General features: G+C 73.2%; 17 protein-coding genes. 8 read left to right on the top strand and 9 right to left on the bottom strand.

The annotated features are described in order from the left end of the window. Positions 1-15 precede the first annotated feature (15 nt). Both ACFYZ3_RS20955 and ACFYZ3_RS20950 read left to right on the top strand, forming a co-directional pair. A complete protein-coding gene (locus ACFYZ3_RS20955) occupies positions 16-1,218 on the top strand; it encodes an ROK family protein (protein WP_388520551.1) in 1,203 nt (400 codons plus the stop codon). A 55-nt stretch (positions 1,219-1,273) separates the two neighbouring features. After that, entirely contained in the window at positions 1,274-2,167 is an 894-nt protein-coding gene (locus ACFYZ3_RS20950; protein ID WP_388519726.1) for a Gfo/Idh/MocA family protein, read from the top strand. On the opposite strand, the gene ACFYZ3_RS20945 is transcribed toward ACFYZ3_RS20950, so the two are convergent. Both ACFYZ3_RS20945 and ACFYZ3_RS20940 read right to left on the bottom strand, forming a co-directional pair. Continuing rightward, positions 2,164-2,580, bottom strand: a complete 417-nt coding sequence (locus ACFYZ3_RS20945; RefSeq protein ID WP_388519723.1) for a RidA family protein — start codon at positions 2,578-2,580, stop codon at positions 2,164-2,166. The genes ACFYZ3_RS20950 and ACFYZ3_RS20945 overlap by 4 nt on opposite strands. A gap of 142 nt (positions 2,581-2,722) precedes the next feature. After that, positions 2,723-3,136, bottom strand: a complete 414-nt coding sequence (locus ACFYZ3_RS20940; RefSeq protein ID WP_388519720.1) for a GtrA family protein — start codon at positions 3,134-3,136, stop codon at positions 2,723-2,725. Between the two features lie 179 nt (positions 3,137-3,315). Here ACFYZ3_RS20940 and ACFYZ3_RS20935 point away from each other — a divergent pair, with 179 nt between their 5' ends. Beyond that, positions 3,316-3,891, top strand: coding sequence for a TerB family tellurite resistance protein (locus tag ACFYZ3_RS20935; protein ID WP_361008896.1), 576 nt, complete (start codon positions 3,316-3,318; stop codon positions 3,889-3,891). On the opposite strand, the gene ACFYZ3_RS20930 is transcribed toward ACFYZ3_RS20935, so the two are convergent. Then, complete coding sequence (locus ACFYZ3_RS20930; protein ID WP_388519717.1) at positions 3,892-4,503, bottom strand: CGNR zinc finger domain-containing protein; 612 nt, start codon at positions 4,501-4,503, stop codon at positions 3,892-3,894. 38 nt (positions 4,504-4,541) lie between these two features. Between ACFYZ3_RS20930 and ACFYZ3_RS20925 the strand changes: the two genes are divergently transcribed. Then, complete coding sequence (locus tag ACFYZ3_RS20925; protein ID WP_388519715.1) at positions 4,542-5,732, top strand: MFS transporter; 1,191 nt, start codon at positions 4,542-4,544, stop codon at positions 5,730-5,732. Positions 5,733-5,737: 5 nt separating this feature from the next. Further along, positions 5,738-6,646, top strand: coding sequence for an aminoglycoside phosphotransferase family protein (locus ACFYZ3_RS20920; RefSeq protein WP_388519712.1), 909 nt, complete (start codon positions 5,738-5,740; stop codon positions 6,644-6,646). Between the two features lie 39 nt (positions 6,647-6,685). On the opposite strand, the gene ACFYZ3_RS20915 is transcribed toward ACFYZ3_RS20920, so the two are convergent. Further along, a complete protein-coding gene (locus ACFYZ3_RS20915; RefSeq protein WP_388519709.1) occupies positions 6,686-8,179 on the bottom strand; it encodes a DUF6351 family protein in 1,494 nt (497 codons plus the stop codon). Positions 8,180-8,432: 253 nt separating this feature from the next. On the opposite strand from ACFYZ3_RS20915, the gene ACFYZ3_RS20910 reads away from it, so the two are divergent. Continuing rightward, on the top strand, positions 8,433-9,647 hold the full coding sequence (locus ACFYZ3_RS20910) for an alginate lyase family protein (protein WP_388519707.1): 1,215 nt from the start codon (positions 8,433-8,435) through the stop codon (positions 9,645-9,647). 22 nt (positions 9,648-9,669) lie between these two features. On the opposite strand, the gene paaE is transcribed toward ACFYZ3_RS20910, so the two are convergent. From paaE to paaA, 5 genes are read right to left on the bottom strand one after another with little or no spacing between them, the layout of a single operon-like run. Then, positions 9,670-10,776 (bottom strand): 1,2-phenylacetyl-CoA epoxidase subunit PaaE, encoded by a 1,107-nt coding sequence (gene paaE / locus ACFYZ3_RS20905; protein WP_388519704.1) that lies wholly within the window; start codon positions 10,774-10,776, stop codon positions 9,670-9,672. Then, positions 10,776-11,291 (bottom strand): 1,2-phenylacetyl-CoA epoxidase subunit PaaD, encoded by a 516-nt coding sequence (gene paaD / locus ACFYZ3_RS20900; RefSeq protein WP_361008882.1) that lies wholly within the window; start codon positions 11,289-11,291, stop codon positions 10,776-10,778. The genes paaE and paaD overlap by 1 nt, the downstream gene beginning before the upstream one ends. Further along, positions 11,285-12,112: a 1,2-phenylacetyl-CoA epoxidase subunit PaaC gene (gene paaC / locus ACFYZ3_RS20895; RefSeq protein ID WP_388519700.1), complete on the bottom strand. Its 828-nt coding sequence runs from the start codon at positions 12,110-12,112 to the stop codon at positions 11,285-11,287. Before paaC ends, paaD begins: the two co-directional genes overlap by 7 nt. A 9-nt stretch (positions 12,113-12,121) precedes the next feature. Then, on the bottom strand, positions 12,122-12,433 hold the full coding sequence (paaB, locus tag ACFYZ3_RS20890) for a 1,2-phenylacetyl-CoA epoxidase subunit PaaB (RefSeq protein ID WP_164386002.1): 312 nt from the start codon (positions 12,431-12,433) through the stop codon (positions 12,122-12,124). Beyond that, positions 12,430-13,413, bottom strand: a complete 984-nt coding sequence (gene paaA, locus ACFYZ3_RS20885) for a 1,2-phenylacetyl-CoA epoxidase subunit PaaA (RefSeq protein ID WP_388519697.1) — start codon at positions 13,411-13,413, stop codon at positions 12,430-12,432. The genes paaB and paaA overlap by 4 nt, the downstream gene beginning before the upstream one ends. A gap of 164 nt (positions 13,414-13,577) precedes the next feature. Here paaA and paaI point away from each other — a divergent pair, with 164 nt between their 5' ends. Together paaI and paaK are read left to right on the top strand one after the other, a co-directional pair. Continuing rightward, positions 13,578-14,093: a hydroxyphenylacetyl-CoA thioesterase PaaI gene (gene paaI / locus ACFYZ3_RS20880; protein WP_388519694.1), complete on the top strand. Its 516-nt coding sequence runs from the start codon at positions 13,578-13,580 to the stop codon at positions 14,091-14,093. After that, positions 14,090-15,436, top strand: coding sequence for a phenylacetate--CoA ligase PaaK (paaK, locus tag ACFYZ3_RS20875; protein ID WP_388519691.1), 1,347 nt, complete (start codon positions 14,090-14,092; stop codon positions 15,434-15,436). The genes paaI and paaK overlap by 4 nt, the downstream gene beginning before the upstream one ends. Positions 15,437-15,461 lie beyond the last annotated feature (25 nt).

The raw sequence follows: 15,461 nt of genomic DNA, 5'->3' as shown, positions 1-15,461 counted from the left end.
GTGAGGGACACCATGATGACGTCAAGTCAGGCCAGCGCCGGCGAACTGCTGCACCTGATCCGCAGCGGCCGCGCCAACACGCGGGCCGACCTCCAGCAGGCGACCGGCCTGTCCCGCTCCACCGTCGGACAGCGCCTCGACCTGCTCAACCGCGCCGGGTGGCTGCGCCACAGCACGGGCAGCTCCACCGGCGGACGCCCCTCGCACCGGATCGCCTTCGACCCCGGCCACGCCTCGGTCATCGCCTTCGACCTGGAGACCCGGCACGCCCGCGCCGCGGTGCTCGACCTGGCCGGCAACATCCTGGCCGAGCACACCGGCCCGATGGACGTCGGCGCGGGCCCCGACCGCGTCCTGGAGGGGCTGGCCGACTGGTTCCCCGACCTGATCGCCGCGGCCGGTGTCCCGGCGTCCCACGTGGCGGGCATCGGCCTGTCCGTGCCCGGTCCGGTCGACTGGGAGTCCGGGCAGGTGATCGAGCCGCCCATCATGCCCGGCTGGGACCGCTACCCCATCCGGGAGCGGCTCCAGGAGGCGTACGCGGCCCGGCTGGACCTGGACCCGGCGGCCGCCGAGGCCGTGCCGGTCCTGGTGGACAACGACGCCAACCTCATGGCCCTGGCCGAACACCAGGCCAACCACCGCGACTGCGCCTCCTTCGTGCTCCTGAAGGTGTCCACCGGCATCGGCGCGGGGGTCGTCATCGGGGACCGGCTCTACCGGGGCATCGACGGCGGGGCGGGCGACATCGGGCACATCCGCCTGCACGACCGGTCCGACGCGCTGTGCATGTGCGGCTCCCACGGCTGTCTCGCGGCCGTGGCCAGTGGCCGGGCGATCGCCGGGGAACTGGCCGCCCTCGGCCAGGACACCACTTCCGGACGGGATGTCAGGCGGCTGCTCAACGAGGGGCACCCGGACGCGGTCCGGCTGGCCCGCGAGGCGGGACGGCGGGTGGGCGAGGTCCTGGTGACCGTCGTGACCCTGCTCAATCCCGGGGTCCTCATGATCGCCGGGGAGCTGGCCGGGGTGCCCTTCCTCACCGGTGTGCGCGAGTTGGTCTACCAGCGGGCGATGCCCCGCGCGACCGCCAACCTCCAGGTCGTCACCTCCCGGCTCGGCGACCACGCGGGCCTCGTCGGAGCCGCCGCCATGGTCGTCGAACACCTCTACTCCCCCGCCGGCGCCGACGCCCGGCTGGAACGCCTCGCCTCGTGACCGCCGCCCGTCGTCCCCGGCCGGTCGCCGGGAGACCTTCGCAGACAGGAACGCCGTGACCGCTGACCCCGCCCCCTGGACCGACCGGCCCGTCGAGGTCGGGCTCGTGGGTGCCGGCCCCTGGGCCCGCGCCATGCACGCCCGGGTGCTCGCCGCCGGACCGGAGACCCGGCTCGCCGCGGTCTGGGCCCGCCGCACGGAGGCCGCCCGCGAGACCGCCGCCCCCTACGGCGCTCAGGTCGCCGCCGGCTTCGAGGAGTTGCTGGACCACTGCGAGGCCGTGGCGTTCGCGGTGCCGCCCGCGATCCAGGCCGAGCTGGCGCCGCTGGCGGCGAAGCGGGGCAAGGACCTGCTGCTGGAGAAGCCGCTCGGTCCCGATCTGGCCGCGGCCCGCCGGGTGGCCGACGCGGTCGCCGAGTCCGGGGTCGTCTCCCAGCTCGTGCTGACCAAGCGCTACCACCCGGCCACCCGGGCCTTCCTCGAAGCCGCCCGCTCCTTCGAGGCGGCCGGGGCGCGCTCCTGCTACCTCCACGGCGCCTTCCTGGGAGGGGAGTTCGCCACCGGCTGGCGTCTGGAGCACGGCGCCCTGCTCGACCTCGGCCCCCATCTGCTCGACCTGCTGGACGCCGCGGTCGGCCCGGTCACCGCAGTCCGCGCCGCGGGCGACCCGCGCCGCTGGGTGGAACTGACCTGCGAGCACGAGAACGGCGCCGTGAGCCAGGCCTCGCTGTCCGGTTCCGTGGCCGTCCCCCGCGCGCTGACCCGCGTCGAACTCTTCGGTCCGGCCGAGCCCCTGGTCTACGACACGGCCGGCCTCGACCACGAGGAGTGCTGGCCCGTCCTGCGCCGCGACTTCGCGACGGCCGTCCGCACCCGTACGCCGACGCCGGTCGACGCCGGACGCGGCCTGTACCTGCAGAGCCTGCTGGACCGGGTCGTGTACGGCTAGGAGGGTCGGCCGAGGACGGCGGTGGCCTCGACCTCGATCAGATGCTCGGGCACGTCCAGTGCCGCGACGCCCAGCAGGGTGGCCGGTGCGGCCGGGGTCACCCCCAGCCGGGCGGCCGCCCGTTCGATGCCCGCCAGCAGCAGCGGCATCTTGTCGGGCGTCCAGTCGACGACGTGGACGTTCAGCTTGGCGACGTCCGCGAAGGAGGCACCGGCCGCCGCCAGTGCGGTGGCGACGTTGAGGTAGCACTGCTCGGCCTGCGCGGCCAGGTCTCCCTCGCCCACCGTGACGCCGTCGGCGTCCCAGGCGACCTGCCCGGCGACGAAGACCAGCTTCGATCCGGTCGCGATCGACACCTGTCGGTAGACGTCGATCTCGGGCAGCCCGCCGGGGTTCACCAGGGTGATGGCCATGACTTCTTTCTCCTTGCCCATGTGCTCTCTTGTGGTTACCCGGGAACCGTAGGAGAGTGACCGCTGACATGGAAGAACGCACTTTTCAGTGACCGGGGCACCTGAAGGTGACCGAACAGTTCAGCGGGTCGCGCGGCATGGATCAGGCGCGTCGGCGGTGGGGGCCGCGGAAGACGGCCAGGCGCAGGACGACGAAGCGTACGACGGTGACGGCGACGGACGTGGCGGCGAGGACCGCGGTCTCGGCGGCGGGCGAGGCGTCGGGCCGCCGGTGCGTGAACCACAGCACGGCACCGGAGGTGACCAGGTAGCCGAGCAGGAAGAGGCCGCCCGCTCCGAGGTGCGCGCGGGCCGGTCCCGTGGCGGCGTGCCGGAACGTCAGCCGCCGGTTCGCCTCGGTGTTCAGCACCGTCAGGACGAGGAGCGAGACCAGGTTGGCGACCGCCGGGGGCGACCACGGGCGCAGTCCCCAGTAGAGGAGCGCCTGGCCCGCGGTCGACGCGACACCGATCGCGACGAACCAGCCGACCTCCCGCGACCACATCGCGCGTCCCACCGATCCGATCCGTCGACGAACTCCCCGGTGGCGCAGCGTACTACGACACCACCAGGCGCTTTGCCTTTTCTTTGCCCATCGGGAACCCTGTGGTTCCCGGCCGCGTTCATCGTGGTGACCGCGGGAAATCGCGGCCGAGGACAGACCGATGCACAGCGACAGAAGCCGAGGTGGCACGAGTGGCGATGTGGGACAAGATCAAGGACCAGGCCAAGACCTTCCAGCAGTCCCAGGGCACTCGGGGAGCGAGCGGATCCGGGCAGGGATCGCACGGACCCTCGACGGGCGGCAGGCCGGGCTCGTCCTCCGGCGGTTCCAAGGCCCAGCTGATCGGGATGTTCAAGTCCCAGCTCGCCTCGGCCAAGAACGAGCTCAAGAGCGGCGCCTACCGGGACGCCAGCATGGCCATGTGCGCTCTGGTCGCCGCCGCCGACGGCCGGGTGGAGCCGGCGGAGCGGCAGCGCGTGGAGGAGCTGATCGTCTCCAACGAGGTGCTGCAGAACTTCCCCGCGGACCAGCTCCGCCAGCGGTTCAACCAGCACGTGGACCGGCTCCTCGCCAACTTCGAGCAGGGCAGGACCGAGGCCCTCCAGGTGATCGCCAAGGCCGCGAAGAAGCCCGCCGAGGCCCGTGCGGTGGTCCAGACCGGCATGGTGGTCGCCGGGGCGGACGGGAGCTTCGAGCCGTCCGAGCAGTACGCCATCCGCGAGGCCTGCACCGCGCTGAACATCCCGCCCTCGGAGTTCGGCGTCTGATCACCCGTCGCCCCGGCGCCGGTGCTGCGCGACTCGCTCCCGGGTCGCGCAGCGGCGTGAGCAGTAGCGGCGCTCCGGACCGCTGCCCCCGGCGATGAAGACGTTCCGGCAGCTGCCGGAGACGCAGGTCCTGCCGGGCGGGCGCTGACGGTCCCAGACCAGGACCGTCAGCGCCATGCAGGACGAGGCGAGGAACCATTCGGGCCAGGGCGCGTCGTCGTCACCGTCGAGGTGCGGGTGCCAGGGGGCTCCGCCCCCGTGGGACGTCAGGCGCAGGCGTCCGGTGTGTGCGCCCAGGAGGCGGTTCAGGACGTGCGCGGCGGCGTCGGCGGACTCCGCCGCGAAGACCTCCCGCAGCAGGACGGCGGCCTCGCGCATCCCCTCCACGTCACGGGCGGTGAGGTCGAAGGGCTCCTTCTCGCCGTAGGCGCGCAGCACCTCCGCGACCGCGTCGGGGCCGGGAGCCGGACCGTCGCCGGGAGGTACCGCCGAGAGCACGTTGACGAGAGCGGCGGTGCGCCGCGCCGTGGACAGGACGGAGTGCCTCGTGGACCAGTCGTCGTCGAAAGCGTGGGCGTCGCGAGGAGTGGACACGGGCCGAATGTAACGCATATTGCGGAGTTTTGAGTTACCTCCGTAACGTCTTCCCGGTGCTGAAGGGTTACTCGATACGCTTCTACCTCGCCGGGGCGACGGCGGCGCGCGCCGGGGACGAGATGTCCGGACCGGCGCTGCTGCTGGCGGGCCTCGCCGTCACCGGTTCGACGGCCAACGCGTCGACACTGCTCGCGGGCATCACGGTCTCCGCCGCGGTCGGCGGGCCACTGCTCGGGGCGCTCCTGGACCGGGCGGGACGACCGGGTCGCCTGCTGGCGGGCGCGCTCGCGCTGTACGCGACGGGGCTGATGGTGATCCTCGCGGGACTCGGCCGCCTCCCCCTGGCCTGCACCCTCCCGCTCGCGGTGCTCACGGGGCTGCTGGGCCCTGCGTTGTCGGGCGGCTGGACCGCGCAACTCCCCCGCGTGGCGGCGGCCGCGCGGCTGCCCCGGGCCAACGCGCTGGACGCGATGACCTTCGGCGTGGCGAGCCTGGCAGGTCCGGCCCTGGCCGGTGGCGTGGCCGAGCTGCTGGGAGCCTCCACGGCGCTCGCGCTCGCCGCGGCGCTGATCACGGCGGCCGTGCCCGCCGCGTGGCGGTTGCCCGCACGCGGCGCCCCCGGCCGGGACACCCGGCCGGTCCCGGTGACCGGCGCCCTCGCCGCCGGGTTCCGGGTCGTCCTGCGGCGCCCGCTCCTGGCCCGGGCCACCTTCACGTCGGTCGCCTCCTGCACCGCCCAGGGGATGCTGGCGGCCTGCGTCCCGCTCCTCGGCGCACAACTGCTCGGTGCGGCCGGGCGCGGTGTCCTGCTGTTCTCCGGCGCGGCGGTGTCCGCCCTGGTGGCCAACGCCGTCCTCGCCCGGCGCCCGCTCGCCGTCGCCCCCGACACGGTCGTCCGGGCGGGCGCCCTGGTCCAGGCGGTCGCGCTGGCGCTGGCGGCGACGGGCCGGCCGGTGGCGCTGGTGGTCGCCGTGCTCGTCCTGGGCGTCGGCGAGGGCCCTCAGCTCACCGCGCTCTTCGCGGTACGCCACCGGGAGGCCCCCGAGCACCTGCGGGGCCAGGTCTTCACCACCGGGGCGAGCCTCAAGATCACCGCGTTCGCCCTGGGCGTGGCCGTCGCCGGCCCGCTCGCCGCGTGGTCGCTGCCGGGCACGCTGACGTTGGCGGCGGGGACGGCGGCGGGCGGGGCACTGGCCCTCGGCCGGAAAGCGTTTGACGGCCGTCCACGTCGAAAGGTCGGATGAGAGCCATGAGTTCAGGGCAGACGCATCCGGACCGGTGCCGTGTCGACGACCGTCTGGTACGGCGCCTGGTCGACGGCCAGTTCCCGCGGTGGTCGGGGCTGTCGGTCGAGCGCTTCCCCTCCGGCGGCACGGTCAACGCGATGTACCGGCTGGGCGAGGACATGGTCGTACGGCTGCCGCTGATCGAGGGCGGCGTGGCGGACGTGGCGAGGGAGCGGGCGTGGCTGCCGCGGCTGTCGCCCCTGCTGCCCACCGCGGTGCCCGAGGTGCTCGGGGAAGGGGTGCCGGGCGACGGGTACCCGTGGCCCTGGTCCGTCTACCGGTGGCTGCCCGGGCAGATCCCCGAGGCAGGAGCGCTGACCGACCCCGTGCGGCTGGCGGAGGATCTGGCCGCCTTCGTGGTGGCGATGCGCGGCGTCTCCCTGCCCGACGCGCCGAAGGCGTACCGCGGTGGGCCGCTCGCCGCGCTCGACGCGCCGACGCGGGCCGCGCTCGACGAGCTGCGCGACCTTCCCGAAGAGGACGTCGACTGCGACGCGCTGGCCGGCGTGTGGCAGGACGCGCTGGGCGCCCCCGGCGGGGAGGGGCCGCCCTGCTGGCTGCACGCGGACCTGATGCCGGGCAACCTGCTGGTGGACGGCGGCAGGCTGTCCGCCGTGATCGACTTCGGGTGCATGGGTGTGGGCGACCCGGCCTGCGACCTGTTCCCGGCGTGGAATCTGCTGCCGCCCGGCGCGAGGGAGGTCTTCCGCGAGGCACTCGGCGTGGACGACGCGACCTGGCGGCGCGGCCGGGGCCGCACCCTCTCCCAGGCGCTGATCGCCCTGCCGTACTACCGGAAGACCAACCCCGCGATGGCCGGCAACGCCCGCCACGTGATCCGGGCGGTGCTGACGGAGACGGAGGGCCGATAGGGCAGCGGCCGCCCTCCGGCCTCCGCCGGGTTCCACGGCCTACGGCGCGATCCCCACGCCCTCGATCCTGCTCCATGCCCGCTCCTGCGCGGCCGTCATGGCGGGCCAGGCGAGACCGCCCGGCCGGGGCCGCACCCGGGCGGCGTACGGCGCGGGGTGGAAGCCGGGGTCGTAGAAGCAGCCCTCGCCGTACTCGGCGTCGAAGGCGGCACAGGACGCGGCGATCGAACGCGGGCTCGGCCGGTGGCCGGTGCGCACCCAGGAGTCCAGCGCGGAGAGCGAGCCCGCGTATTCGGAGTCGCTCAGCGAGCTGTGCTCGTGTTCCCGCGTGAAGGTCTGGACGAGGTTGCGGTCCCGGCCGGCGCCCCGGAGCGTGGCGCGGTAGGCCGCCTCGTGCTCCACGAACGCCGTCGGGTCGTCGATGGCGTGCAGGGTGAGCACGGGGAGGGAGACCCGGCCGGTGAGGTCGCTGTCCCAGGACAGGTCGCGGCGTGCGGTGGGGTCGGCCGAGAAGCGCTCGACGCCCGCGTTGAGGGCCTTGTCGTCGTGCGAGCCCGAGTAGCGCACTCCGCGGTTGCTCCAGGGGTTCCGCCCGCCGAGCCGGTTGGTCACGATGTCCCGGAACGTGAAGGTGGCGAACCGCAGATGGGATTCCAGGGTGCGCTCGGGGATGCCGGTGACGGCGAGGATGTCGTCGAGGTTGCGCTGCTGCGGCGCGGTGCGGTCCGCCGGGTCCAGGGCGTAGCCCGTGCACTCCTGGAGGCGGGCGCGCAGGCCCGCGGTGGTCATGGTGGAGCCGGGGCGCAGGCCCTGCCACAGCGGGTACTGGGGCTCGGTGGGGCGCGGGTGGTTGTGGCAGTAGTACTGGTACACCACCCGCAAATCCACGCGGTAGTCGTAGCCGCGCGAACCGCCGCCGAGCACGCCGTTGGTCAGCAGCACCCCGTCGTAGGCGCCGGGGCGCCGGCCGTAGGTCTCGGCGACCTTGGCGGCGACGTTCCCGCCCCAGGACTGGCCGTGCAGGTAGGTGTGTTCGGGCCGGCCGAACCGGTCGGTGAACAGGCGGCGCACGTTCTCGGTGTCGGCGGCCGCCATGCGGGCCCCGTAGCCGCCGCGCCGGTAGGAGGAGGCGGCCCAGGCGTATCCCTGGTCGACCATCACCGCCCAGCGCTCCAGGTCCTCGGTACTGCGGGCCGGGTCCGAGGCGTCGCCCAGGTCGGGGCCGCCGTGGGCGTGCACGACGAGGGAGCCGTTCCAGCGGTGGGGCACGGCCATCGCGTAGTAGGCGCCGTTGGCGTCCCGGCCGGTGTAGCAGGTGGCCTTCCCGGCGAGGGCGGGCGGGCAGTCGGCGGCCGACGGCTGTCCGGCCGCCGTCTGTCCGGCAGGCGGCTGTCCGGCCGCCCGTGCGGGGGCGGCGGAGACGTTGCCGAGCGTGCCGAGGAAGACGGCGGCGAGCGCGGCGGCCACGACTGCCGGGCGGCTTCTGCGGTGGGTGGGCCGGGTGTCGTGCCTGGGAGCGGGGGGTGTGGTCAAGGTGCGGCTCCTGTACGTGCTGCGGACCGGCGCGAAGTTGCGCTGCGAGCGGGGATGTTAGGAATCCCCCGGATCCGGAGCCACCCCTTCGGCCGTTGCGTTCATAGTGTTCGCCGAGCCCCGCCCGCCCGGACCTGTGCGCGTTCCTGCGTGGCCTCTTGACGCCCCATTGGTCTCTACCTATCGTCACCGCCCAGTCGAACGTTCAGAACAGCACTCAACGTTCACATACTCGAACGGATGGACCCCCCACATGTCCTCTGCTCCCACGCGCCGTCACCGCAGATCCCGCGCCGTCCTCCTCGCCACCCTCACCGCCGCACTCGTCGGCAGCCTGCTCGCCGGACCCGGCTCGGCCACCCGCGCGGACGCCGCACCGGCCGCGTTCACGCACCCCGGAGTCACCGTCTCCCAGGGGCAACTGGACTTCGCCCGCGCCAAGGTCGACGCCGGGGCCCAGCCCTGGAAGGGCGCCTTCGACCAGATGATGGCGAGCCGCTACGCGGACCTGAACCGCGTCCCGAAGCCCCGCGCGGTGGTCGAGTGCGGCTCCTACTCCAACCCCAACTACGGCTGCACCGACGAGCGCGAGGACGCCATCGCGGCCTACACCAACGCGCTGGCCTGGTACTTCACCCGCGACGAGCGCTACGCCCGCAAGTCCATCGAGCTGATGGACGCCTGGTCCGCCGTGCTCCGGGACCACACCAACAGCAACGCGCCGCTGCAGACCGGGTGGGCGGGCTCGTCCTGGCCCAAGGCCGCCGAGATCATCAAGTACACGTACGGCGGCTCCTGGGCGAACTCCGGCCGCTTCGCCGGCATGCTCCGCGACGTCTACCTGCCCGAGATCGTCAACGGCTCCAACTCCAACGGCAACTGGGAGCTGACCATGACGGAGGCCGCCGTCGGCATCTCCGTCTTCCTGGAGGACCGGGCCTCCTACGACAGGGCGATGGCCAGGTTCCGGACCCGCACGGCCGCGTACGTGTACCTGGACTCCGACGGAGCCCTGCCGAAGACCGTCCCGAGCCAGCACCTCGACACCCGGGACAAGATCGTCAAGTACTGGCAGGGGCAGTCCACCTTCGTCACCGGGCTCACCCAGGAGACCTGCCGGGACTTCACCCACACCGGATACGGCATCTCGTCCATCTCGCACGTCGCCGAGACCAGCCGGATCCAGGGCCAGGACCTGTACGGCACCGACGTCGGCGAGCGGCTGCGGCACGCGCTCGGCTTCCAGGCCAGGTACCAGCAGGGCGCGGCCGTCCCGAGCTGGCTGTGCGGGGGCGAGGTCGACCTCGGCCTGGGCCCGGTGACCGAGGTCGGCTACAACGCCCTGCACAACCGCCTCGGTTTCGCCATGGACAGCACCGAGGCGCTCACCGAACGCACTCGTCCCTCCGGCACGAACAACCTGTTCGTCGCCTGGGAGACCCTCACCCACGGCGACAACCCCGCCTGAGCGGAGCAGGGGTGATGTGCCCTCAGCTGTCGTAGTCGACGGTCAGCTTCTCGGAGACCGGGTACGACTGACAGGTCAGGACGTAGCCGGCGTCGACCTCCGCGGCCTCCAGCGCGTAGTTGCGGCGCATGTCGACACTGCCGTCGGTGACGAGGGCCCGGCAGGTTCCGCAGACCCCGCCCTTGCAGGCGAAGGGCAGGTCGGGGCGGGTCTGCTGGGCCCCGTCGAGCACCGACCGCTCCCGGGAGAGCGAGGAGGTCGTCGAGCGGCCGTCCAGGGTGATGGTGACCTCGCTGACGGGGCCCACGGGACCGCTCTCCTCGTGGCGCACCTCCCGCACGGGCTCGTCGTCGGCGTAGAACAGCTCCCGGTGGACGCGCCCGGCCGGGACACCGAGGCCGGTCAGGACCTGCTGGGCGTCGGCGACCATGCCCTGCGGTCCGCACAGCCACCAGTGGTCCGCGCTCTCCACGTCCACCAGGGAGCCGATGAGCGCCGCGAGCCGTCCGGCGTCCAGACGGCCGGAGAGCACCTCGGCCTCGCGGGGCTCGCGGGAGAGCACGTGGGCGAGGTGGAAGCGGGTCGGGTGGAGGTCCTTCAGGTCGGCCAGCTCGTCGGCGAACATCACGGTGTCCGTGCGGCGGTTGCCGTAGAAGAGGGTGACGGTGGAGCGGTCGTCGGCGGCGAGCACCGACTCGGCGATGGACACCATCGGCGTGATGCCCGAACCGGCCGCGATCAGGACGTGGTGCCCAGGGGTGGTCAGGTCGGGCGTGAAGAGGCCGGTGGGCGCCATCACCTCCACGGTGTCGCCCGGCCGCACCTCGCCGACCAGCCACGCCGAGAACAGTCCGCCCGGCACCACGCGGACCCCGATGCGCGGCGCCGAACCGGCCGGTGCGCAGATCGAGTACGAGCGGCGCTCGTCCCGGCCGTCCACCTCGCGCCGCAGGGTGAGCGACTGACCGGGCGCGAAGACGAACTCCCCGGCAAGCTCGTCGGGGATCTCGAAGCTCACGGCCGCCGCGTCCGCGCACAGCCGCTCGACGGCCGCGACGCGCAGACGGTGGAAGGCGGGCCGGCGGCGGGTGCGCACCGGGGCCGCCGGGACGGGGGCGGTCGGGGCCATCAGATCTCCTTGACGTACTCGAACGGCTCGCGGCAGGCCCGGCAGCGCCACAGCGCCTTGCAGGACGTGGCGGCGAAGCGGGAGGTCTCCTCGGTGTCCGCCGAGCCGCAGCGGGGGCAGGGCACCGCGGGCCGGGTGGGCGACAGCACCAGGGAGACCGGGCCGCGGGGCGCGGCGCCGGGCGGCGCGATCCCGTGCTCGGCGAGCTTGCCGCGGCCCGACTCGGTGATCCAGTCGCTGGTCCACGGCGGGTCCAGGACGGTGCGGATCTCCACCTTCGGGTATCCCGCCGCGCGCAGCCGCGCGGCGACGTCCGCCCGCATCTCGGCCATGGCCGGGCAGCCCGAGTAGGTGGGGGTCAGGCTCGCGACCACGGTGCCGTCCCCGGCCACCTCGACGTCGCGCAGGACACCGAGGTCGGCGAGGGTCAGCATGGGCAGCTCGGGGTCGGGCACCTGCTCGGCGACGCGCCGGGCGCGACGGGCGTCCAGCAGTGCGGGGGTTCCGGTCACCATGTCGCCTCCGGGTGGGCGCGGGCGATGCCCTGCAGCTCGGTGAGGAGCGGCGCCAGGTGTTCGGTGTGCTCGCCGGCACGGCCCGACCCCGGCAGCGGCCGGTGGACCGGCAGGGTCAGTCCGGCGGCCTCCGTGACCTGGCGCAGGTCGTCGGCCACCTCGCCCTGCACGTCGTACGCCGTGTGCAGCTCGCCGAGGTAGGGGGCGACCTCGTCCAGTGCGGCGCGCGTCCTGCGGTGCGACTCGTCCGTGCCGTCGCCCAGGCGCACGCACCACTCGGCGGCGTACTGCCGGTGGTAGGTCAGCTCCTTGACGCCCTTGGCGGCGACCGCCGCGAGCACCGGATCGGGGTGTGTCTCCAGCCGCCGGAAGTGGGCCAGGCGCCAGCTGGAGAGGACCAGCAGCCGCACCACGGCGAACGCGAAGTCGCCGCCCGGGAGTTCGGCCAGGCGGACGTTGCGGAAGTCGTCGGCGTCCCGGAAGTAGGCGTAGGCGTCCTCGCCGCGCCCGGTGCCGTCGGCCTGGCCGGCGCGGGAGTAGAGCAGCCGGGCCTGGCCGAGGAGGTCGAGCCCGATGTTCGCCAGCGCCACCTCCTCCTCCAGCTCGGGCGCGCGGGTGACCCACTCGGCGAGCCGCTGGGCGCTGACCAGCGCGTCGTCGGCGAGCGCCACGCACTCCGCGGCCAGCGCCGCGGCGTCGACGCCCTCGGGGACGGTGGTGTCGACGCCGTGCAGCGGGTCCTCGAAGCCGGTGCCGTAGGCCCAGCGGGTGTCGTCCTCGTGCCCCTCGGCCAGGGTGAGGTAGACGTGGTCGTCACTCATGCCCTGCTCCTAGATGTGCGGGACGTCGTCGGGGATGTCGTAGAACGTCGGGTGCCGGTAGACCTTGTCGGCGCTGGGGGCGAAGAAGGGGTCCTTCTCGTCGCGGGTGGAGGCGGCGATGTGCTCGGAGCGCACCACCCAGATGCTCACGCCCTCGTTGCGCCGGGTGTAGAGGTCGCGGGCGTGGGTGAGGGCCATGGCGTCGTCGGCGGCGTGCAGCGAGCCGACGTGGACGTGGTTGAGGCCGCGCTTGCCGCGCACGAACACCTCGTACAGCGGCCAGCCCCGCTTGTCGGGCTGCTGGGCCTTCTCGGGGGTCATGCCGCCGCTCCCTTCTCCGCGCGGGCGGCCTGCTTGGCGGCGTGGGCGGTGGCCGCCTCGCGCACCCAGGCGCCCTCCTCGTGGGCGGTGCGCCGCCGCTCCATCCGCCGGTCGTTGCAGGGGCCGTCGCCCTTGATGACCCGCATCAGCTCGTCCCAGTCGGGGGTGCCGAAGTCGTGGTGCCCGGCCTCCTCGTTCCAGCGCAGCTCCGGGTCGGGGAGGGTGACGCCGAGCTTCTCGGCCTGCGGGACGGTCATGTCGACGAAACGCCGGCGCAGCTCGTCGTTGCTGTGCCGCTTGATCTTCCAGGCCATGGACCGCGCCGAGTTGGGCGAGGCGTCGTCGGGCGGGCCGAACATCATCAGGGACGGCCACCACCAGCGGTTCACCGCGTCCTGGACCATCTCGCGCTGGGCGTCGGTGCCGCGCATCATCGTCATCAGCAGCTCGTAGCCCTGCCGCTGGTGGAAGGACTCCTCCTTGCAGATGCGCACCATCGCGCGCGCGTAGGGCCCGTAGGAGCTGCGGCACAGCGGCACCTGGTTGCAGATCGCGGCGCCGTCCACGAACCAGCCGATCACTCCGACGTCGGCGAAGCTCAGGGTCGGGTAGTTGAAGATCGACGAGTACTTCTGGCGTCCCTCGATCAGCCGCTCGGTGAGGTCGTCGCGGTCCGCGCCGAGCGTCTCGGCCGCCGAGTACAGATACAGCCCGTGCCCGGCCTCGTCCTGGACCTTGGCGAACAGGATCGCCTTGCGACGCAGCGACGGGGCCCGGGTGATCCACTCGCCCTCGGGCTGCATGCCGATGATCTCCGAGTGCGCGTGCTGGGCGATCTGCCGGACCAGCGTCTTGCGGTAGCCGTCGGGCATCCAGTCCCGCGGCTCGATGCGCTGGTCGCGCGCGATCGTCGCGTCGAAGTGCTCCTGGAGCCCGTCCGCGTCCGGGGGCGGCGCCTCGGCGGCGTGTGTCGTGGTCATCGTCACCAGCTTCCCAACCGACCATTCGTTCGGTATCAGTGTGACGTGTTTCCGTGCGCCGGGCAAGAGCCGGACCTCGCCGGTCACACTCTTGACAGCGCCGCAGCGTGGCTGGATTACTTGGCCCTGCCGCGTGCTAACCGAATGGTCGGTCGGGAGACAAGGTGGTGGATACGGTGTCGCAGGCCGCTGAGCAGACGCCCACGGAGGCGATGTTCTCCGCGGACGAGGCCTCCCGGGGGCTCGGGATCGAGCTGGTGGAGCACGGCGAGGGGACCGCACTGGTCCGCATGACCGTGACCCCGGCGATGGTGAACGGACACCGGATCGCCCACGGCGGATTCCTGTTCCTGCTGGCCGACACCGCCTTCGCCTGCGCCTGCAACAGCCACGGTCCGGTGACCGTGGCGGCCGGCGCCGACATCGTCTTCGTCGCCCCGGCGCGCGAGGGCGACGTGCTCGAGGCCCGCGCCGAGGAGCGGGCCCGGTACGGACGCAGCGGGATCTACGACGTGAGCGTGCGGCGCGGCGACGAGGTGGTCGCGGAGTTCCGGGGGCGCAGCCGCAGCGTGCGGGGCGACGGGCGCGACCGGAGTGCGCGGGACGACGGAGGCAGCCGCGACGCGCGGCAGGACACGGCGCGCGAGACGCCGGGGACGACGACGAAGGAGTCGCGATGAGCAGCGAGCCGACGACCGGGGCGGCCCCGGCACCCCGACCGGGCGAGCCCCTCCCCCACGACCTGCTGGACGACGCCGAGCGCCTGTCCCGCGAGCAGCTCCGCGAGCTCCAGCTCGACCGCCTGCGCGCGACCCTGCGGCACGCCTACGACAACGTGGAGCTGTACCGCAAGAAGTTCGACGCCGCCGGAGTGACTCCCGACGACTGCCGCAGCCTGGCCGACCTGTCCCGGTTCCCCTTCACCACCAAGGCGGACCTGCGGGACACCTACCCCTTCGGCATGTTCGCCGTCCCGATGTCCGACGTGCGGCGCGTGCACGCCTCCAGCGGCACCACCGGCCGCGCCACCGTCGTCGGGTACACGGAGAACGACCTGTCCATGTGGGCGGACGTGACAGCCCGTTCGATCCGCGCCGCGGGCGGCCGTCCCGGCCACAAGGTCCACATCTCCTACGGCTACGGCCTGTTCACCGGCGGTCTCGGCGCCCACTACGGCGCCGAACGCGCCGGCTGCACGGTGATCCCCGCCTCCGGCGGCATGACGGCACGTCAGGTGCAGATCATCCAGGACTTCCGGCCCGAGATCATCATGGTCACCCCGTCCTACATGCTCACCCTGCTCGACGAGTTCGAGCGCCAGGGCGTCGATCCGCGCACCAGCTCCCTCAAGGTCGGCATCTTCGGCGCCGAGCCGTGGACCGAGGAGATGCGGCGCGAGATCGAGGAGCGCATGGACATCCACGCCGTCGACATCTACGGCCTGTCCGAGGTGATCGGCCCCGGCGTGGCACAGGAGTGCGTCGAGACCAAGGACGGGCTGCACATCTGGGAGGACCACTTCTACCCCGAAGTGGTGGACCCGCTCACGGACGCCGTGCTGCCCGAGGGCGAGGAGGGCGAGATCGTCTTCACCTCCCTCACCAAGGAGGCGCTCCCGGTGATCCGCTACCGCACGCGCGACCTGACCCGTCTGCTGCCGGGCACCGCACGCCCCGCCTTCCGCCGGATGCAGAAGGTCACCGGCCGCTGCGACGACATGATCATCCTGCGCGGGGTGAACGTCTTCCCCACCCAGGTCGAGGAGATCGTGCTGCGCACGCCCGGCGTCGCCCCGCACTTCCAGATCCGGCTCACCGAACGCGGCCGCATGGACCACATGACGGTGCGGGTGGAGGCCCGGCCCGACGCGGCTCCCGAGCAGCGCGAGGCCGCCGCGAGGGCGATCGCCCAGGGCGTCAAGGACGGTGTGGGCGTGACCGTGGAGGTGGAGGTCGTCGAGCCGGAGACCCTGGAGCGCTCGCTCGGCAAGATCCGCCGGGTGTGGGACCTGCGGGGCGCCTGAAACGTGAGCACGGACACGTCCGTTC

This window comes from Streptomyces sp. NPDC001599 (assembly GCF_042893535.1).
Classification (GTDB): Bacteria; Actinomycetota; Actinomycetes; order Streptomycetales; family Streptomycetaceae; genus Streptomyces.
The sequence above is the reverse complement of the archived record's forward strand: the minus strand, read 5'-3'. Positions and strand labels throughout refer to the sequence as shown.